The following is an 18,351-nucleotide window of genomic DNA, read 5'->3' as shown; positions in this document are numbered from 1 at the left end:
GGCCGGGATGACAACGCCTACTTCTTCAACCGCTCCAGCGCCTGCGGATAGCGGCGCGACACCGGCGCCTCGACCGCGCCGAGTTCGACCGTCCAGTCGCCCGACCCGTCCGGCCTCAGCCCCGTCACCGCCCCCGCATTGACCAGCCACGACCGGTGCGCCCGCACGAAGCCGAACCGCTCCAGCTCGACCTCGATCGCCGCCAGGGTGGCGCGCATCAGCGGCCGGCGGCCGTCGGCCAGCCAGAACTCGACGTAGTTGCCCGCCGAGGAGACGGCGAGGATGTCCGACAGGGATGTGCGGATGATCCGGGCGCCGTCGCGGATGTCGAAGCTGACCGGCCGCACCGGCTCGTCGCGGCGCCGACGCAGAGACCCCAACAGCCAGAAGGTCCCGACGTAGACGCAGTAGCTGATTAGGTCCTTGCGCAGCTCATAGATGAAGCGATTGCCGAACATGTAGGCGTCCGCGTCCATGGCCGCATAGGTCAGCTTCCGGATCAGCACGAAGCCGGCGACGTGGAGGGCCGAAAAGAGCAGCAGCGCCGTCAGATGGACCGCCGCGAAGCGCAGTTTGGGCCGCCAGCCCTCGCCGGCCGCCTCGTCCGGGGGCGCGGCGGCCGTGGCCAGCCAGGGGATCACCGTCGCCACCAGGATGGCCAGGGCGCTGCTGATCTCCCAGGTCCACGGCTCCCAGCGTTGGACGTGGGGCAGGTCGGCCAGGTCCGACAGCGAATTGACCACCGTCACCACCGCCGTCGCCGGCACGATCCACAGAAGCCCTGTCCTCAGGTCGCGCGGGTCGGCCCGTTTCAGCGCCGCCCACAGACCGCCGCCCGTCCCCGGAGCCGCGCCGCTCGTCCCGTGGCGCGCACGGCCGTCCCCGCCAGGGCGCCACACGGCCCGCGCCGGTTGCCCGGCCGGGAGCCCCTGCGCTTCCTCGGCGGCCTCAACGCCGTTTCTGGAGCCTTCCCGTGTCGACAGACGCCGCCTCCCCCGCTTCCTTCGTCGCCCCGCCGGCTCGTCGCGTCGATCTCGACTGGATCCGCGTCGCCGCCTTCGGCCTGCTCATCCTCTACCACGTCGGCATGTTCTACGTGCCCTGGGACTGGCACGTGAAGAGCAGCCATCAGGTCGAATGGCTAGAGCCGATCATGCAGCTGACCAATCCCTGGCGGCTGACCCTGCTGTTCCTCGTGTCGGGCGCGGCCACCCGCTTCATGGCCGACCGAATCTCGGCCGGCCGCCTGGCCGGCTCGCGCACCATGCGGCTCCTGCCGCCCCTGCTCTTCGGCATGTTCGTGATCGTGCCGCCGCAATGCTATTTCGAGGTCTATGAGGCCCTGGTAGGCCTGGGCGTCGCTGACCCGGCCCACAGCCCTTGGCTGGCGGACTTCTGGAGCAAATATGCGACCGCCTCAGGCGGCTGGTGCGACGCCGACGGCTGCCTGACCACCCCGACCTGGAACCACCTTTGGTTTGTGGCCTACCTATGGGTCTACAGTCTCCTGCTCGCCCTGCTGCTGGCGGTGACCGGCGGGCGCCTGCGCGCCGTGGGGTGCTGGCTGGAGCGCGGCCTCAAAGGCTGGGGCCTGCTGGTCTGGCCGATCGTCTTTCTGGCCGTGATCCGCTGGGCCTTGGCCGCCCGCTTCGAGATCACCCACGACCTGGTCGAGGACTGGTACAACCACGCCCTCTCCTTCAGCGCCTTTCTGTTCGGCTTCCTGACCGCCCGGTCCGAGGCCGTGCGCCAAGGATTCATTCGCCTGCGCCGACCGGCCCTCGTGTTGGCGCTCGTGTCTTGGGCCGTGTGGGCGAGCTACGCCTGGCTCTACCGCGCCGACGACGCCGTTCCGCCCGAGGCCCTGCGCGCCGTCATGCGGAGCGTCTACGCCGTCGACCAGTGGGCCTTCATCGCCGCCATCCTCGGCTACGGCGCACGGTACCTGACCCGCGACAGCCGCGTGCTGCGCTACCTGACGATCGGGGTCTTCCCCTTCTACATCATCCACCAGACGATCATCGTCGTCGCCGGCCACCACCTGGCCAAGCTGGGCCTGCCGCTATGGGCGGAAGCCGGACTGATCATCGTGATCACGGCGGCGGGCTGCTGGCTCACCTATGAACTCGCCCGCCGGAGCGGCTGGTTTGGGCTGCTGCTTGGCGTGCGGCCGAAGTCACGCCCCACCTCTCAACCGTCACCCTCGGGCTCGACCCGAGGGCCAGAGGTCGGGCGGCCCTCCGTTGACGACGGCGCGACGGTTAAGCCCGTGCGCGTGCTCGACTGACGCTGCGACAGACGGTCCGGCCCTCGGGTCAAGCCCGAGGGTGACGGCCAGCAGTGTGCATCAAGCCGCGAACCGGCCGCCCCGGGCCGCATAGGCCTGGGTGCCGCGGGTGAAGACGCGGTCGCTCGGCAGCACCGTCTCGATGGCGATCGCCTCGGCGCCCTCCAGCCGCTGATAGATCGGCCCGAAGTCCTGCAGGGTGTCGCGCTTCAGCTGCTCGATAGAGTCGATGACGAAATAGACCTGCTGGAAGTCGTCGATCCGGTAGAGGGTCTTCATCACCCGCTCGAGGTCGAAGCCCAGCCGGTTTGGCGACGGGTCCTCGATGGCGAAGACGCTCTCGGTCGCCGAGGAGACGATGCCGGCGCCGTAGATGCGCAGCCCGTCCGTGTCCTGCATCAGGCCGAACTCGACCGTGTACCAGTACAGCCGCGCCAGGTTCTGCAGCATGCCCAGCGACGCCGCCCGCTGCCCGCCCTTGCCATAGGCCTCCATGTAGGCGGCGAAGTCGGGGTCGGTCAGCATCGGCACGTGGCCGAAGACATCGTGGAAGATGTCCGGCTCCTGCAGGTAGTCCAGTTGGTCCGGCTTGCGGATGAACTGGCCGGAGGGGAAGCGGCGGTTGGCCAGGTGGTCGAAGAACACCTCGTCCGGCACCAGGCCGGGTACGCAGACGACGGTCCAGCCGGTCAAGGCCTGAAGTTTGGGGTTCATGACCGAAAAATCGGGAATGCCGCCGGTGTTCAGGTCGAGAGCGTCGAGCCCCTTGAAAAAGACGTCGGCGGCGCGGCCCGGCAGGATCTTCATCTGGCGGGCGTAGAGGGTGTCCCAGGTCTGGTGCTCGACCTCGGTGTAGCGATCCCAGTCCTGCGGAATGGTCCAGTCGGCGGCTGCGCCTTCCGGCGGCGCCTCGAAGACGTGCTCGAAGTCGGACATGAACGCGATCTCCTGAACTGCGGGCTCTGGCGGCCCTTTGGGCCCAATCTAGGCCGCGGAGCGAGGGCGCGCCAGCGTCCGCACGCGCCGGGATCGAGTCGGGGGACCTAGTGGATCGCCTGCGCCTTGGGGGCGTGCCGGCCGTTCGCGTCGACGGTGAACCACTTGTGCTCCGAGGCGGGGGTCAGGGCCGACAGCTCCGGATCGTGCTCCAGGCAGTCCTCCGACGCATAGGCGATGAACCCGCCCTCATCGCCGATCGCCAGCACCTGGTAGAAGGGCTGATCCGGCGAGATCGAGCCCGTGTCGCCGGCTGCGCCGGCGAACACCGGGTCGACGTCGATCACCACCCCGCGGAAGGCCGCATCGCGGTGACGGACGATCTCGCCCAAGCCGTATTTTGCAACCATCTCACGCATCATGAGGCCATTATGCGCCCTCCAAGGTGATCGGCGCCTGAACGGCCCCGTTCATTTTCGCGTCAGCATCCTTGGCGATCGCCCGGAACCGGGGCTAGGTTGATCGGGACGGGCGCCGCTTTGGACCGCCCACCTCGAAAGTTCGGCCATGCCGGAGACCGACGACGCCCCCCATGGCGCGCCGCGGTCCCAGCGATCCAGGTCCGAAGGCCAGCGCGCCCGCAGCGGCGCCTCCGACGGACCCGGCGCGTCAGGTCGCGAGCCGCCGCTCTATGGCGCGCTCGACCTGGGGACCAACAACTGTCGCCTGCTGATCGCGCGCCCGGCGCGCGACGGCTTCCGGGTGGTGGATTCCTTCAGCCGCATCGTCCGCCTCGGCGAGGGCCTGTCGCGCACCGGCCGCCTCGATGACGCGGCCATGGATCGCGCCTACGACGCGCTGATGATGTGCGGCGAGCGGGTGGCCCGGAAGGGCGTCGACTCCAGCCGCCTGATGGCCGTCGCCACCCAGGCCTGCCGCCAGGCCGATAACGGCGCCGGCTTCATCGAACGGGTCCGCCAGGGCACCGGCCTCAAGCTGCGGATCATCGACCCGATCGAAGAGGCGCGGCTGGCCGTCGAGGGTTGTCTCAACCTGTTCGACGACAAGGCCGAGGCCGTGCTGGTCGTCGACGTCGGCGGCGGCTCGACCGAGCTCAGCTGGCTCAGCAAGGGGGATGCAGGCTTCGCCCTCGCCGGCTGGATGTCGATCCCGATCGGCGTCGTCACCCTGGCCGAGCGCCACCCCGAGCCGCACGGCGCCCTGAACGGCGCCCTGACCGGCTGGTACGAGGAGATGGTCGCCGACATGGCCGCCGCGCTGGAGGCCGCACCGGTCGATCCGGCGCTGCGCGAGGTCTTCACCGGCGGCCGCGCGCATCTGGTCGGCACCTCCGGCGCCATCACCAGCCTGGCCGGCATCCACCTCGGACTGCGCCGCTATCAGCGTAACCTGGTCGACGGCCTGTGGATGACCCGCGGCGATTGCGAACGGGCGGCCGACCGGCTCAAGGCCATGGGGCCCGCCGGGCGCGCCGCCGAATCCTGCATCGGCCCGGACCGCGCCGACCTGGTGCTGGCCGGCGCCGCCATCATGGAAGCCGTCCAGCGCGCCTGGCCCTCGGACCGCGTCCGCGTCGCCGACCGCGGCCTGCGTGAAGGCCTGCTGCTCCAGCGCATGCGCCAGGACCGGAGACCGCCGCGCAGGCGCAGACGACGGCGGTGAGGCCCCGGCGGTGCCGTCAGAGAAGGTGCTCAGGGACTTTCACGCCATGATCACCGCAGTTGACCGTTACCGACTGGGCGTAGGCCTCAACAACGGCTTCACTCATGAATCCAGCCGGTGCTGTGATGATTGTATCTGCGCCCACGCCATACATGTAGAGCACGACCGGGCCTCTGCCTTCACGCAAGGCCCCGCAGATGACGCGGCCGTTCGCCGACTGCTGCTGCCAGAGGCTTGTGGCCGTCGCCAAGCCGGTGCGCTCCCGGGCCTTGGCCAGCGCCCCTTCCTCAGGACTGAGGTTTTGCGCGGGCTGCGGCGGGACGACGGCTTCCGCCTCATTCCGAGCGGGCTCACAGCCCGCTAGGGCGAGCGCGACCGCCGCGACCGGGAAAAGTTCTCTGCTTTTCATGCCGTGTTCCTTCGGACGCCGCCCACGCCACAGCATCCTACAACCGGGCGGTCGCGGGACTGGGCCCTAGTTCGTCACCTGCGTCGGCAAGGTGATGTCGCAGACCGAGAAGTCCGCCCCGCGAGCCGTGCGGGTCTCCTGGACCAGGGTCCGGAAGCGCTCCGAGTCCGTGGCCAGAACCTGCACCGTCGGCCGCTCGGGCTCGGGGATGTCGGCCGCCACGCGCACCCGCTGCATCCGGTCCGGCGTCGCTTGGGCCATCATGCCGTTCTCGCCGTCGCCGACCTGCAGCGAGCGGACCACGTCCAGTCCGCCGACGGTGACGCCGAAGATGGTGTAGCGCTTGTCCAGCGCCGGATAGGACTGGCGCATCAGGAAGAACTGGCTGTTGGCGGTGTCATTGCCCTCGTCGCGGGCCATGCCGGCCACGCCCGGGCAGTAGAGCCCCCAGCCGTGCACCTTGCCGTCGCCGGTCAGGGCGAAGGCCGCGTCGGGCTGAGTCTGCACCGGCAGGGCGTTGAAGAAGCCGACCCGCGCGCCGCTCGGCTCGGCCGCCGGCGCGAAGGCCATCTGGGCGTCGCGGCGGAAGGTGAACTCGGCCTTCAGGTCAGGATACGGGCTCTGCCCTTCGCCATTGCCCAGCGGGTCGCCGGTCTGGGCCATGAACCAGTCGATCACCCGGTGCCACGGCACATTGTCGTAGAAGCCGCGGCGGGCCAGCAGCTTGATGCGCTCGACGTGAAGCGGCGCGATCTCGGGCGTCAGCTCGACCAGGACCCGGCCCTTGTTGGTCTCGATGACCAGCAGGTTCTCGGCCGGCACGGTGCGCCAGTCGGTGGCGGTGATGGTCGTGCCCGGAGTCGGCGCCGGCGGCGGCGGCGGCGTGCCGCCCGCATCCTGGGCCGAGACGGCCGAGGCGGCCAACAGAACAGCAGCGGCGGCGGCCGCCGCGGTGATCATCGAGTTCATCAGTCCCCTCCCCTCAATACCGGCGTCAGCCGCCCACGACCTCGACGGTCGGCTGCAGGTCGCAGATGTCGAAAGCCGCGCCGCGCTCGGTCTTCACCCGCGCGATCTCCGCCTGATAGGCTGCGCTGCCGGGGTTCAGCACCCGCACAGACGGCCGCTCGCCGGCCGGCATGCCTGCGGCGGTGCGCGCCCGGGTCATGATGTCCGGATCGGTCACCCGGCCGTTGGCCGCATCCGGTCCCTGCTTCAGCGAATAGACCACGTTCAGTCCCGCCAGCACCCGCCCGAACGGGGTGTAGACGCCGTTCAGCTCTTCACGGTCGGCCGTCATCAGGAAGAACTGGCTGTTGGCGCTGTCGGGCGTGTTGGCCCGGGCCATGCCCGCGACGCCGGGACAGAACAGCGCCTCTGCGCCGGTCTTGAAGTCGGCGGTGATCATCATCTGGGCGTCCGGCTGGGTGATCACCGGCATGGAGCCGATGATGCCCAGCTGGCCGTCGGCGATCGACGCCAGGCTGACGAAGCCCGAGTCGCGGCCGCGGCGGAACTGGAACTCGGCCGGGACGTCCGGCAGCTCGCTGCCGCCGGCGCCGGTGCCCTCCGGGTCGCCGGTCTGGGCCATGAAATCCTTCATCACCCGGTGGAATTTGTGACCGTCATAGAAGCCCTGGTCCGCCAGGGTGCGGATGCGGTTCACGGACTGCGGCGCGATGCGCGGGTCCATCTCGACCAGGATGCGGCCCTTGTTGGTGTCGATGACCAGCAGGTTCTCAGGCGCGACCGTGCGCCAGTCGGCGGCGGTCGGCGCGGGCGCCGTCTGAGCCAGGGCCGGAACCGACGGAGCGATCAGAGCCAGCGAAAGCGCGGCGGCGGTGACGATCTTCAAGCTGTGACTATCCCTTGACCTTGGCCCGGACCGCCTGGGCGACGGCCGGACTGACGAAACTCTCGATCGCGCCGTCCAGGCGGGCGATCTCCTTGACCAGGCGCGAGGCGATGGCCTGGTGGCGCGGATCGGCCATCAGGAAGACCGTCTCGATGTCGGCATTGAGGCGCTGGTTCATCGCCGTCATCTGGAACTCGTATTCGAAGTCCGCGACGGCGCGCAGGCCGCGCACGATGATCTGCGCGCCCAGTTCCTCGGCGAAATGCATCAGCAGGGTGTCGAACGGCCGAACCTCGACCCGGTCGCCCAGGTGCGCCAGTTCGGCGCGAACCATCTCGACCCGCTCGTCCGTCGTGAACAACGGCCCCTTGTCGTCGTTGCGCGCGACGCCGATGACCAGCCGGTCGACCAGCTTCACGGCCCGGCCGATGATGTCCATGTGCCCGTTGGTGACGGGGTCGAAAGTGCCCGGATACAGGCCGATACGCATGGGCGATCCCTCCCGCCTTTGGTCCCGTCTAGCAGGCGTCGAAGCCGCGGCCTAGATCGGCTGCAGCGGCGCGGCGTCCCAGGCGGCGCGCAGCCTCTGGATGATCTCGTCCGAGGGCGTCATCGCCCGCGCGCCGATCGCCGCCACCGCACCGGCGGGCGTCGCGCTGTTGCAGAAAAAGGCCCCGTCGAAACTATCCAGGTCGTCGATCCGCACCGGCTCGACCACGCCTTCCAGCCCCACGTCGGCCAGTCCGCGCTGCAGCACCGCCTGCGCCGTGCCCGCCAGCATGGGCGCGCACGGCCAGACCACCGTCTCGCCGCGCAGGAAGCCGATGTTCCAGACGCTGCCCTCCGACACGAGGCCGTCGGGGCCCACGAACAGGGCGTCATCGAAGCCCGCGCTCTGCGCCGCCCGCCGCGCCCGGATCAGGCCGAAGGTTGCGGCATGCTTGATGTGAGGCTCCTCGCGGCCATAGGTCCGCACCTCCAGCCGCAGGGCTTCGCCCAATGGCGGCGGGGGCGGAAACACCGCCGTCGTCACCTCGGGCCGGCCGGTCCAGGCCGGATTGCGCGGTCCGATCTCCGGCGAGAACAGCCCGACCCGCAGCCAGCAATCGGACTGACCGGCGACGGCTCCGCGCATGAACTCACGCAGTCGCGCCTCGCCCACGGCCTCGCCGAACAGCTCGACGGCCGAGGCCTCCAGCCGCTCGATATGCAGGTCCAGGCCTCGGACGCCGCCGCCCTGCACCCGCATCGAGGTGTAGGCCCCGTAGTTGATCAGGGCGAGACAGGTCAGCTCATCCGCGGTGGCGGGGGCGCCGTTGACGAGGATCCCGTCCCCGAGCGCCATGCTCAGTCTTCGCCGCCCTCGACCGCCTCGTCGCCGACTTCGCCGAGGTCCGCATCTTCGCCGCCGCCGCTGTCCGGCAGGCGTTCGACCGAGACGACCTTTTCGCCGCCCGCGGTGCGGAAGATGGTGACGCCCTGGCTGGATCGGCCGACGACGCGGACCTGGCCCACCGGCGTGCGGATCATCTGCCCGCCCGAGGTGACCATCAGCAGCTCGTCCGAGTCCTCGACCGGGAAGGCCGCGGCCAGGCGCGTGCCCGCGCGACCGCCGAGGCCGTGCGCGGTCAGGCCCTGACCGCCGCGACCCGTGCGGCGATACTCATAGGCCGAGGAGCGCTTGCCGAAGCCGGTCTCGGTGACCGTCAGGATGAACTGCTCGGCGGCGCCCAGTTCGGCGATGCGCTCGACGCTGAGGACGGCGTCCCCGGTCGCTTCATCGTCGGCCTCGACGGGCGTCGTATCCTCTTCACCCTCGCCGCTGGCGGCTCGGCGCATGGCGTTCGCGTGCTTGACGTAGGCGGCGCGCTCGTCCGGCGTGGCGTCAACGCGGCCCAGCACGGCCATCGAGATGACCTCGTCGCCTTCCTGCAGGCGCACGCCGCGCACGCCGGTCGAATCCCGGCCCTTGAAGACGCGGACGTCGTCGGCCTTGAAGCGGATGGCGCGGCCCAGAGCCGTCGTCAGCATGACGTCGTCCTCGGCGGTGCACAGGGCCACGCCGACCATGTGGTCGTCGCCCTCCAGCTTCATGGCGATCTTGCCGGCGCGGTTCACCGTCGCGAAGTCCGATAGTTTGTTGCGTCGCACGTCGCCCGAGCTGGTGGCGAACATGATGTCGTAATTGCCCCAGTCCGCCTCGTTCTCCGGCAGCGGCAGCACGTTCATGATGCTGTCGCCCGGCTCGATGGGCAGCAGGTTGACGAAGGCCTTGCCGCGCGACTGCGGGCTGCCCAGCGGCAGGCGCCAGGTCTTCAGCTTGTAGGCCTTCCCGTTGGTGGCGAAGAACAACACCGGCGTGTGGGTCGAGGCCGAGAACACGCCGACGACGGCGTCGTCCTCCTTCATCGCCACGCCCGACCGGCCCTTGCCGCCGCGATGCTGGGTCCGATAGGCGTTCAGCGCCACGCGCTTGACGTAGCCGCCGTGGGTGACGGTGACGACCATGTCCTCGCGCGGGATCAGGTCTTCGTCCTCCATCTCCCCGTCGCCCTCGCCGATGAGGGTGCGGCGCGGAACGGCGAACTCGTCCTTCACCTTGATCAGGTCGTCGCGGATCACGCCCAGGATGTTGGCGCGGTCCGACAGCAGGGTCAGATGACCCTGGATGATGCCGGCCAGCTCGCGGGCCTCGCCGAAGATGTCGTCGCGGCCCAGGCCGGTCAGGCGGCTGAGCGTCAGGGCCAGGATGGCGCGGGCCTGTTCGTCGGTCAGCTTCAGCTTGTCGCCGTCGACCAGGGCCGAGCGCGGGTCGGCGATCAGCTCGATCAGGGCCATCATGTCGCCGACCGGCCAGGCCTTGGCCTGCAGGCGCTCGCGCGCCTCGGTCGGATCGGCCGAAGAACGGATGATGTGGATGACTTCGTCGATGTTGGCGACGGCGACGGCCAGGCCGACCAGCACGTGGCCGCGGTCGCGGGCCTTGGCCAGCTCGAACTTGATGCGGCGGACGACGACTTCTTCCCGGAACTCCAGGAAGGCCTCGAGCAGCTGGCGCAGGCCCATCTGCTCGGGACGGCCGTGGTTCAGGGCCAGCATGTTGACGCCGAACGACGACTGCATCGCCGTGAAACGCCACAGCTGGTTCAACACCACGTCGCCCGAAGCGTCCCGCTTCAGCTCGACGACCATGCGCATGCCGTCGCGGTCCGATTCGTCGCGGACGTCGGCGATGCCTTCGATCTTCTTCTCGCGCACCAGTTCGACGATGCGCTCGATCAGGGTCTGCTTGTTGACCTGATAGGGCAGCTCGGTGACGACGATCGCCTCGCGGTCCTTGCGGATGGTCTCGATCGAGGCCTTCCCGCGCACGATGACCGAGCCGCGGCCGTCGCGCAGGGCGTTACGGGGGGCCGTCCGGCCCATGATCTCGCCGCCGGTCGGGAAGTCGGGCCCCGGGACGATGTCCAGCAGGGCGTCGTCGCCGATGTTCGGATCGTCCAGCAGAGCCACCGCCGCCTCGACGACTTCGCCGAGGTTGTGGGGCGGGATGTTGGTGGCCATGCCGACGGCGATGCCGCCGGCGCCGTTGACCAGCAGGTTCGGGATCCGCGCCGGCAGGACGACGGGCTCCAGCTCTTTCTCGTCGTAGTTCGGCTGGAAATCGACCGTGTCCTTGTCGATATCAGTCAGCAGCGCCACGGCCGCCGGGGCCATCCGGGCCTCGGTGTATCGCATCGAGGCGGGCATATCGCCGTCGACCGAGCCGAAATTGCCCTGGCCGTCGACCAGCATCAGACCCATCGAGAACGGCTGCGCCATGCGCACCAGGGCCATGTAGACCGAGGCGTCGCCGTGCGGGTGGAAGCGGCCGAGCACGTCGCCGACGACGCGGGCGCACTTCGAGTACGGCCGTTCCGGCGACATCTTCAGGTCGTGCATCGAATAGAGAATCCGGCGGTGCACCGGTTTCAGGCCGTCGCGCGCGTCAGGCAGCGCGCGGCTCACGATCACGCTCATGGCGTAGTCGAGATACGAGCGGCGCAGCTCGTCTTCGATGGTGATGGTGGAGATGTCGCCGCCGCCGGGAGGCGCGACGTTTTCGTAGCTGTCGTCGGTCAAGGAAATCAGGCTTTAGTTGGCCGGAATCGGAACGTGATCCGCTATCCGATTGTCTAGCATCCGGGGGCAGCGGAGGCAAAGCGAAGCCACGCCCTCCCGACCTTTCAGACCGGGAGTTCTGACCATGCGCCACCGCCTGCTTCTCGCGTGCCTGATCGCCCCGCTCGCCGCCGCATCGGCGACCGCCGCACAGACGCCGACGACGGCGGTGAACAGCCCATCGGCAGCGCCGCGCCCGGTCGCCACCGCTGAGCTGCATGACGCGGCGGGGACGGATTTCGGCACAGTGACCGCCTGGCGCGGCCCGCTGGGCCTGTTGCTCCGGATCGAGGGGAAGAACTGGCCCGAGGGATGGCACAGCGTCCACCTGCACGCGGTCGGCAAGTGCGAGGGGCCCGGCTTCACGAGCGCTGGCGGCCACCTGAACCATACCGAAGCGCGCCCGCACGGACTGCTCAACCAAAACGGGGGCCCGGACCTCGGCGACCTGCAGAACGTCTGGGCCGCCGGCGACGGCACGGTAAAGGCTGAAGTCTACCTGTCCGGCGCCGGCCTTGTTCCTCCGGGCGTCGACCAGCTGGGCGGCGACGGCCTCACCTTCATGGTCCACGCCAACGCCGACGACCACGTCAGTCAACCGATCGGCGGCGCCGGAGCGCGCATCGCCTGCGGCGTCTTCGAACGGGCCGACTGACCCGCTGCACTTGAATTGAAGCCGCCGTCTCGCGCATCGTGGCGAGATGGCGCTTTTGTTCGGCGATCCCGCCCCGACTTTCCAAACCGCCGGGGTCAGCAACCCCCGGTATGTGTTCGACACGGCCGCGGGCCGGTACCTCGTGCTCGCCTTCGTGCCCGCGGGCCCGCGCGTCGAGGCTGCGGTCAAGATCCTCGAACGGCAGCGTAAGGCCTTCGACGACAAGCACGCCTGCGCCTTCATCGTCATCGTCGGCAAGGACGCTGAGCGCGCGACGCGCCAAGACGCCCTGCCCGGCCTACGCTACCTCTTCGACGAGGACGGCTCGGTCGCCACCCTGTACGGCCTCGAGGCCGAAGAGCGCTGGTTCCTGCTCGACCCCGCCCTGCATGTCATGGGCGGTTTCAGCGCCGACGAGGCCCCGGTCATGGTCGACCGCCTGCCGTCCATGCCGCCGCCCCGCGCCCACGGCGGGTTCGAGGCCATGGCCCCGGTCCTGGTCACCCCGCGCATCTTCGAACCGGCCTTCTGCGAACGGCTGATCGCCCTCTACCGTGAGATCGGCGGCGAGCCCTCCGGCTTCATGCGGGAGATCGACGGCGTCACCAAGCTGATGATGAACGACCAGCACAAGCGCCGCTCGGACGTCATCGTCGAGGACGAATCCCTGCAGCAGCAGGTCGTCGCCCGCCTGACCCGCCGCCTCGTTCCGCAAATCGAGAAGGCCTTCAACTTCAAACCCACGCGCATCGAGCGCTATCTGGTGGCCCGCTACGACGCCGAGACCGGCGGCTTCTTCCGTCCGCACCGCGACAACACCACCAAGGGCACGGCGCATCGCCGCTTCGCCGTCTCGATCAACCTGAACTCCGACTACGTCGGCGGCGACCTGCGCTTCCCCGAGTTCGGCGACCGCACCTACCGCCCGCCCCCCGGCGGCGCCTGCATCTTCTCCTGCTCGGTGCTGCACGAGGCCACGCCCGTCACCCGCGGCGAACGCTTCGCCTTCCTGCCGTTCCTTTATGACGAGGACGCCGCGAAGATCCGCGACGAGAACCTCCAGTTCATCGACCCGGCGGTGCTGGCGCGCTGACGTGCAGGGAAACCCCTCGGGGACGCGGAAACCGGAAACGGTGGCCGACCGCTACGGGTGGGAGCGGACCCTGGTTTCGCTCGCCAAGCCGGACATTCGGTCTCACGGGACTATCGTACGTGCCGGTGGCGAAGTCGGATTGGATTTAGAGCTTAGCCTTGCGTCGCGCGAACTCGGATGAAAGTCTGCGTGCATGCGATGCCGCGAAGTCCCCGTCCGCCTGAAAACGCCTATAATGGCCGCCGCGTTTGCGTGTGGCCTCCTAAGTTTCGTCGCGCCTTCGTCCGCGTGCGTGAATACCTTCGAAACGCAGATCGCGGGATGCGTTGCCTCAGGCAACCAGGCTTGCGTCGTTGAAGAAATTGCAAAGCTAGAGGCGGCCTACCGGAAGGAGCCGAACCTTCAGCACACGAATGACTTGGCGGTGGGCCGCTTGCTGACAGGCCGCCATTCGGAAGCGATCTCGTTGCTCAACGAAGCCGAGAAGCGCTTCCCTGGCCAAGCGATGGTCGCGGCCAACCTCGGGACAGCTTACGAGCTCTCAGGCAACGACGCAGAAGCTCTACGGTGGATTCGGGAAGGCGTGCGGCGTGATCCTCAGGAGCACGAAGGCACCGAGTGGCTGCACGTAGAGATTCTAGAGGCGAAGATTGCGCTGAGTCGCGACCCAGAGTGGCTAAAGAAAAACACGGTCCTGGGGCTGAACTTTGGAGACGCGGAGGTTCCGGTGATGCCGGCAATGCTGCCGCAGAACGAAAAAGGGGAAGCTAGAACTCCAGCGGAGATTGGCCGCGCCATCTCGTATCAGATGTACGAGAGGACAAAATTCGTACCGCCGCCCAACGCAGTGATCGCCGATCTGTATGCTGCTCGAGGCGACCTTTCATATGCAATGGGCCGGCCGACGCGCTACGCTGACAGCATTGGCTATCCGGCAGACAACTATGACGAAGCGCTAAAGTACGGCGCTGCGCGCCAGGCTTTAGTGCTGCAGCGCAAACAGACGTTCGAGAAAACCGAGGCGGCGTCCTGGTATGATCTAGCAAGAGCGCCCAAGGTTGCTGATGTCGCCGCGCGAAGTCAGCCCGTCCCGCGCTGGAACGCAGCGATCTTGCCGTGGATCCTCGTTTTGCTTTCCGCGCTGGCTGCGGCCGCCTTCTATGTCTGGCGGCTTCGCAGTCCGAAGAAAGCCTGACGCTAGCCATAGTCTCCGGCGGACTAACGTAGCGCCGGTTTACAAGCGCACTGGAAATCTTCGCGCCTGCCAATGGATCTCCGCTTTTTCGAGTGCACTTTTTCGGCCCCGGCCTGACGAGCCCCGGCCAGCCTCAGTCCGCCCGGAACTGCAGCTCCGCGAGCCGGGCGTAGAGGCCGCCCTGGGCGATCAGGGCCGTGTGCGTCCCCTCCTCGACCACGCGCCCGTCCTCCATCACCACGATGCGGTCGGCGCGCAGCACCGTCGCCAGGCGGTGGGCGATGACCAGGGTGGTGCGGGCCTCCATGGCCTGGTCCAGCGCCGCCTGAACCAGCCGCTCGTTCTCGGCGTCCAGCGCCGAGGTCGCCTCGTCCAGCAGCAGGATCGGCGCCTCGCGCACCAGGGCCCGGGCTATGGCCAGCCGCTGGCGCTGTCCGCCGGACAGGCTCTTGCCGCGCTCGCCGAGCGGCGTGTCGAACTTCTCGGGCAGGGCTTCGATGAACCCAAGGGCCTGCGCCTCCACGGCGGCGCCCATGACGTCCTCTTCGGTGGCCTCCTCGCGGCCGAAGCGGATGTTCTCCAGGGCCGAGCCCGAGAACAGCGGCGCCTCTTGGGACACCCAGGCGAACCGGTTGCGCACGTCCACCGGATCGGCGTCGCGCACGTCGATCCCGTCGACCGAGACGACTCCGGACTGCGGATCGTAGAAGCGCAGCAGCAGGCGGAACACCGTCGACTTGCCCGCCCCCGATGGGCCGACCAGGGCCACAGTCTCGCCGGGCCTCACGGTCAGGGAGAAGCCCTTCAGCGCCGGCAGGTCCGGCCGTCCTGGGTAGCTGAACTGGACCGCCGACATCGACACCTCGCCGATCGGCGGCTGCGGCAGGGCTTTGGGCGTCGCGGGGGCGGCGATGGCGGCCGTGCTGCGCATCAGCTCATCGATCCGCTCCATGGCCCCGGCGGCCTTCTGCACGTCGCCCCAGCTCTCGCCGAGCGCGCCCACGGCGCCGGCGCAGAACACCGACAGAAGGACGAACTGGATCAGCGCCCCCGGACTCATCCGCCCGGCGATCACGTCCTGGGCGCCCAGCCACAGCACCAGGGTCACGCCCCCGAACATCACCACGATGATCATGGCCGTCATCAGCGCCCGCGCCTTCATGCGGGTCAGCGACACCCCGAAGGCGTCCTCCACCGCCGCGCCGAAGCGCTCGATGGCGCTGCGCTCGCGACCGAAGGCCTGCACCGTCTCGATGGCGTCAACGCTCTCGCCGGCGAAGCCGACGGCGCTGGCGAACCGGTCCTGCGAGGCCACGGTCAGCTTGCGCACCCGCCGCCCGAACAGGAACAGCGGCCCCAGCAGCAGCGGCACCACCAGCATGACCAGGCCGGTCAGCTTGGGGCTGACGAAGAACAGCATGACCGTTCCGCCGATCAGGGTCAGCAGGTTGCGCAACGCATAGCTGACCGAGGTGGTCAGCAGGGTCTCGACCAGGGCGATGTCGGTGGTCAGGCGCGACAGCACCTCGCCGGTGCGCATCCTGGCGTAGAAGGCCGGGTCCAGCGTCAGGATCCGCTCGAACAGCCCCTTGCGCAGGTCGGCGATGACCCGCTCGCCGGTCTTGGTCACGAAATAGTAGCGGACCGCCGTCGCGATCCCGAGGAACAGGGCCACGCCGCCCAGCAGCAGGAACCACAGGTTCAGCCGCGCCCCGCCATCCTCGAAGCCATGGTCGATCGCCCCGCGCGCCGCCGCCGTCAGGCTCAGCGACGCCACCGTAGACAGGATCAGCCAGACCCCGGCCAGCGTCGCATGGCCCTTGTGCCGCCAGGCGTAGGGAAGCAGCCGGCCCAGCGGCCGCACGTCGCGGCTGCGCTTGCGGCGGCCGCCCGCCTCGGACATCTGTTCGGACAGCTGGGCCCCGGCTCCCGGCCGTCCCCGCAGGTCGGCGGCGTCTTGCAGAGGTGCTGTCGTATCGGTCATGGCGCGCGCCTCTTGCCCCGGAACGGGCCCCGGTGTAAACGCCGCGGCTCATTCCCGCCGGAGTCCTTCGGCGGGTTTCTCATTTTACGCGCAAAGACGGTCGGCATCGTCATCGCGCAGAGACCGGACGACGACCATGAAGGCGGATACGCACCCCGACTACCACTTCATCACCGTGGTGATGACGGATGGCAGCAGCTACCAGACCCGTTCGACCTACGGGAAAGAAGGCGCCACGCTGAACCTGGACATCGATCCGTCGACCCACCCGGCCTGGACCGGCGGCAACCAGACGATGCTGGACCGCGGCGGCCGCGTCTCGCGCTTCAACAACAAGTTCGGCGGCTTCATCAAGAAGTAAGCCCTTACGGTCTGGCTTTCGGGCCACACCGTTCGCCAAGACTTTACAGAAGGCGCCGGTCACCCGACCGGCGCCTTTTTGTTTCCCAGGAACGCCGATAATATCCTTGCGTTGACAGATCGGGCGTGGACGCAGGGTTCTGCGTTCCATCGGGCAAGGCGAGTTGAGATGAATCGACGGCAACTGGGTCTGGGCGCGGCGGTCACCGCCATCGCGTCGGCGAGCAGCGTCGCCGCTTTGGCGCAGACTCGCGATCCCGCCGCCGTGGCGTTCTACGACAGTTTCAACGACCAGTTGGCCGCCCTGCCTGAGGCGGTGCAGGCCGATGTCCGCGCCTTCTACGAGCTGAACGGCTGGCGTCCGGTGTGGAACCCGGAACGCCTGCGGGCCCTCCAGCAGGCCGCCGCCCGGGCCGAGCGCCACGGTCTGTCCCAGGCCGACTTCTTCGACTTCCCCGCCCTCGCCGCCGACCGTTCGGCCGCCGAGATGCGCACCACGGTCGCGGCGCTGGACTACGCCCGCACCCTAGCCCAGGGCCGGGTGAAGCCCGAGTCGGTCGAAGACCTCTGGGAGATGCAGAAGAACGTCGTCGACCTGCCCGCGGGCCTCAACGACGCCCTCGCCAACAACCGGCTGGTCGACTGGATCGAATCGCTCGCCCCGACCGACATCGGCTATTCCAACCTGTCGGCGGGCTATGTCCGCTATCGCCGCATGATCCGCGACGGCAAGTCCTGGCCGGCGTTCCGCGTCGGCGCGGCGATCGAGCCGGGCGCCAGCGATCCGCGGATTCCCGTCTTGATCCAGCGCCTGGTGGCCGAGGGCGACCTGGCCGCCGCCGACGGCGCGCGCCTCGCCGCCGCGGGCGATGTCTACGGCCCTGAACTGGTTGAAGCCATGAAGGGCTTCCAGGCCCGCCACGGCCTGGGCGCCGACGGCCGCATCGGCACGGGGACCCAGCGCTCGCTGTCCGCGTCAACCGAGGACCGCGCCCGCCAGATCGCCCTCAACCTCGAGCGCCGCCGCTGGCTTAAGCGCGATGTGAATCCCGAGCGGATCGAGGTCAACACCGCCGCCGCCATCATGGTCTACTGGAAGGACGGCCGTCCGGTGCACTCGAACCGCGTCGTCTGCGGCGCCGCCTCGACCCAGACGCCCAGCCTCGAGAAGCCGTTCGCCTCGGTGGTGGCCAATCCGCCCTGGTACGTGCCGGCCTCGATCGCCCGCAACGAGATCCTGCCCAAGGGCCCGGGCTATCTGGCCAGCCAGAACATGTACATCTCGAACGGCACGGTCATTCAGCGCGCCGGTCCGACCGCCGCCCTGGGCTATGTGAAGTTCGAGCTTCGCGACAGCTACGCCATCTTCCTGCACGACACGCCGTCCAAGGCCGCCTTCAACCTGGCCATGCGCCAGCGCAGCCACGGCTGCGTGCGGGTCCAGGGCGCCGTCGACTTCGCCCGCCTGCTGCTGTCGCCCGATCCGATGCTGCTGGCCGATTTCGACACCGCCCAGGACACGCGCGAGACCAAGCGCATCCAGACGGGCCGCGAGATCGCCGTGCGCCTGCTGTACTGGACCGCCTTCGTCGACGGCCAGGGCCGCGTCGCCTTCCGCGAGGACGTCTACAGCCGCGATGAAAAGCTGGCCGAGGCCCTCGGCATCGCGGTCAGCCTGCCCAAGCCGGTCGACGACGGACGCAACGTCGCCAACGACGTCGGGCCGTAGCGCT

The 18,351-nt window shown here is 68.9% G+C and carries 17 protein-coding genes; 7 read left to right on the top strand and 10 right to left on the bottom strand.

Translation table 11 applies throughout. The features are described 5' to 3' along the window. Positions 1 to 17: 17 nt before the first annotated feature. Entirely contained in the window at positions 18 to 899 is an 882-nt protein-coding gene (locus ASC65_RS13800) for a LytTR family DNA-binding domain-containing protein (protein ID WP_156459673.1), read from the bottom strand. Positions 900 to 973: 74 nt separating this feature from the next. Here ASC65_RS13800 and ASC65_RS13795 point away from each other — a divergent pair, with 74 nt between their 5' ends. After that, a complete protein-coding gene (locus tag ASC65_RS13795) occupies positions 974 to 2,287 on the top strand; it encodes an acyltransferase family protein (protein WP_056454452.1) in 1,314 nt (437 codons plus the stop codon). Positions 2,288 to 2,347: 60 nt separating this feature from the next. Here the strand turns inward: ASC65_RS13795 and phhA are convergent, their stop codons facing one another. Next, positions 2,348 to 3,223: a phenylalanine 4-monooxygenase gene (phhA, locus tag ASC65_RS13790; RefSeq protein ID WP_056454449.1), complete on the bottom strand. Its 876-nt coding sequence runs from the start codon at positions 3,221 to 3,223 to the stop codon at positions 2,348 to 2,350. A 107-nt stretch (positions 3,224 to 3,330) separates the two neighbouring features. Further along, positions 3,331 to 3,633, bottom strand: coding sequence for a heat shock protein HspQ (gene hspQ, locus ASC65_RS13785; RefSeq protein ID WP_235561504.1), 303 nt, complete (start codon positions 3,631 to 3,633; stop codon positions 3,331 to 3,333). Positions 3,634 to 3,790: 157 nt separating this feature from the next. On the opposite strand from hspQ, the gene ASC65_RS13780 reads away from it, so the two are divergent. Beyond that, on the top strand, positions 3,791 to 4,906 hold the full coding sequence (locus tag ASC65_RS13780; protein ID WP_056454443.1) for a Ppx/GppA phosphatase family protein: 1,116 nt from the start codon (positions 3,791 to 3,793) through the stop codon (positions 4,904 to 4,906). 16 nt (positions 4,907 to 4,922) lie between these two features. On the opposite strand, the gene ASC65_RS13775 is transcribed toward ASC65_RS13780, so the two are convergent. The 6 genes from ASC65_RS13775 to gyrA form a co-directional block, all read right to left on the bottom strand. Then, positions 4,923 to 5,315, bottom strand: coding sequence for a hypothetical protein (locus tag ASC65_RS13775; protein WP_056454440.1), 393 nt, complete (start codon positions 5,313 to 5,315; stop codon positions 4,923 to 4,925). A 66-nt stretch (positions 5,316 to 5,381) separates the two neighbouring features. Further along, entirely contained in the window at positions 5,382 to 6,284 is a 903-nt protein-coding gene (locus tag ASC65_RS13770; protein ID WP_235561503.1) for a peptidylprolyl isomerase, read from the bottom strand. Between the two features lie 25 nt (positions 6,285 to 6,309). Beyond that, on the bottom strand, positions 6,310 to 7,170 hold the full coding sequence (locus ASC65_RS13765; protein ID WP_235561502.1) for a peptidylprolyl isomerase: 861 nt from the start codon (positions 7,168 to 7,170) through the stop codon (positions 6,310 to 6,312). A 7-nt stretch (positions 7,171 to 7,177) separates the two neighbouring features. Beyond that, positions 7,178 to 7,660, bottom strand: a complete 483-nt coding sequence (coaD, locus tag ASC65_RS13760; RefSeq protein WP_056454437.1) for a pantetheine-phosphate adenylyltransferase — start codon at positions 7,658 to 7,660, stop codon at positions 7,178 to 7,180. Between the two features lie 51 nt (positions 7,661 to 7,711). Beyond that, entirely contained in the window at positions 7,712 to 8,515 is an 804-nt protein-coding gene (locus ASC65_RS13755) for an aminotransferase class IV (protein WP_056454434.1), read from the bottom strand. 2 nt (positions 8,516 to 8,517) lie between these two features. Beyond that, on the bottom strand, positions 8,518 to 11,292 hold the full coding sequence (gene gyrA / locus ASC65_RS13750; protein WP_056454433.1) for a DNA gyrase subunit A: 2,775 nt from the start codon (positions 11,290 to 11,292) through the stop codon (positions 8,518 to 8,520). Between the two features lie 124 nt (positions 11,293 to 11,416). Here gyrA and ASC65_RS13745 point away from each other — a divergent pair, with 124 nt between their 5' ends. The 3 genes from ASC65_RS13745 to ASC65_RS13735 all read left to right on the top strand — a co-directional run bounded on the left by ASC65_RS13745 (position 11,417) and on the right by ASC65_RS13735 (position 14,274). Then, positions 11,417 to 11,986 carry a superoxide dismutase family protein gene (locus ASC65_RS13745; protein WP_056454430.1) on the top strand — a complete coding sequence of 190 codons (570 nt, stop codon included), beginning with the start codon at positions 11,417 to 11,419 and terminating at the stop codon, positions 11,984 to 11,986. A gap of 46 nt (positions 11,987 to 12,032) precedes the next feature. Continuing rightward, complete coding sequence (locus ASC65_RS13740; protein ID WP_056454428.1) at positions 12,033 to 13,079, top strand: 2OG-Fe(II) oxygenase; 1,047 nt, start codon at positions 12,033 to 12,035, stop codon at positions 13,077 to 13,079. Positions 13,080 to 13,314: 235 nt separating this feature from the next. Further along, positions 13,315 to 14,274 carry a tetratricopeptide repeat protein gene (locus tag ASC65_RS13735; protein ID WP_056454426.1) on the top strand — a complete coding sequence of 320 codons (960 nt, stop codon included), beginning with the start codon at positions 13,315 to 13,317 and terminating at the stop codon, positions 14,272 to 14,274. A 133-nt stretch (positions 14,275 to 14,407) separates the two neighbouring features. Here ASC65_RS13735 and ASC65_RS13730 read toward each other — a convergent pair whose 3' ends face one another. Next, positions 14,408 to 16,258 (bottom strand): ABC transporter transmembrane domain-containing protein, encoded by a 1,851-nt coding sequence (locus ASC65_RS13730; RefSeq protein WP_056454423.1) that lies wholly within the window; start codon positions 16,256 to 16,258, stop codon positions 14,408 to 14,410. A gap of 136 nt (positions 16,259 to 16,394) precedes the next feature. Between ASC65_RS13730 and rpmE the strand changes: the two genes are divergently transcribed. Then, on the top strand, positions 16,395 to 16,619 hold the full coding sequence (rpmE, locus tag ASC65_RS13725; protein WP_056454419.1) for a 50S ribosomal protein L31: 225 nt from the start codon (positions 16,395 to 16,397) through the stop codon (positions 16,617 to 16,619). A gap of 168 nt (positions 16,620 to 16,787) precedes the next feature. After that, on the top strand, positions 16,788 to 18,347 hold the full coding sequence (locus tag ASC65_RS13720) for a L,D-transpeptidase family protein (RefSeq protein ID WP_056454416.1): 1,560 nt from the start codon (positions 16,788 to 16,790) through the stop codon (positions 18,345 to 18,347). The last annotated feature ends 4 nt before the right edge of the window (positions 18,348 to 18,351 follow it).

Origin of the sequence: Brevundimonas sp. Root1279 (assembly GCF_001425945.1) — a bacterium.
Classification (GTDB): domain Bacteria; phylum Pseudomonadota; class Alphaproteobacteria; order Caulobacterales; family Caulobacteraceae; genus Brevundimonas.
The sequence above is the reverse complement of the archived record's forward strand: the minus strand, read 5'-3'. Positions and strand labels throughout refer to the sequence as shown.

What these genes read in the sequence shown, in the direction of transcription:
- phhA (WP_056454449.1), bottom strand. Translation starts at nt 3,223, where the DNA reads ATGTCCGACTTCGAGCACGTCTTCGAGGCGCCGCCGGAAGGCGCAGCC.
- hspQ (WP_235561504.1), bottom strand. Translation starts at nt 3,633, where the DNA reads ATGGTTGCAAAATACGGCTTGGGCGAGATCGTCCGTCACCGCGATGCG.
- ASC65_RS13780 (WP_056454443.1), top strand. Translation starts at nt 3,791, where the DNA reads ATGCCGGAGACCGACGACGCCCCCCATGGCGCGCCGCGGTCCCAGCGA.
- ASC65_RS13775 (WP_056454440.1), bottom strand. Translation starts at nt 5,315, where the DNA reads ATGAAAAGCAGAGAACTTTTCCCGGTCGCGGCGGTCGCGCTCGCCCTA.
- ASC65_RS13770 (WP_235561503.1), bottom strand. Translation starts at nt 6,284, where the DNA reads ATGAACTCGATGATCACCGCGGCGGCCGCCGCCGCTGCTGTTCTGTTG.
- coaD (WP_056454437.1), bottom strand. Translation starts at nt 7,660, where the DNA reads ATGCGTATCGGCCTGTATCCGGGCACTTTCGACCCCGTCACCAACGGG.
- ASC65_RS13755 (WP_056454434.1), bottom strand. Translation starts at nt 8,515, where the DNA reads ATGGCGCTCGGGGACGGGATCCTCGTCAACGGCGCCCCCGCCACCGCG.
- ASC65_RS13745 (WP_056454430.1), top strand. Translation starts at nt 11,417, where the DNA reads ATGCGCCACCGCCTGCTTCTCGCGTGCCTGATCGCCCCGCTCGCCGCC.
- ASC65_RS13740 (WP_056454428.1), top strand. Translation starts at nt 12,033, where the DNA reads ATGGCGCTTTTGTTCGGCGATCCCGCCCCGACTTTCCAAACCGCCGGG.
- ASC65_RS13735 (WP_056454426.1), top strand. Translation starts at nt 13,315, where the DNA reads ATGGCCGCCGCGTTTGCGTGTGGCCTCCTAAGTTTCGTCGCGCCTTCG.
- ASC65_RS13730 (WP_056454423.1), bottom strand. Translation starts at nt 16,258, where the DNA reads ATGACCGATACGACAGCACCTCTGCAAGACGCCGCCGACCTGCGGGGA.
- rpmE (WP_056454419.1), top strand. Translation starts at nt 16,395, where the DNA reads ATGAAGGCGGATACGCACCCCGACTACCACTTCATCACCGTGGTGATG.
- ASC65_RS13720 (WP_056454416.1), top strand. Translation starts at nt 16,788, where the DNA reads ATGAATCGACGGCAACTGGGTCTGGGCGCGGCGGTCACCGCCATCGCG.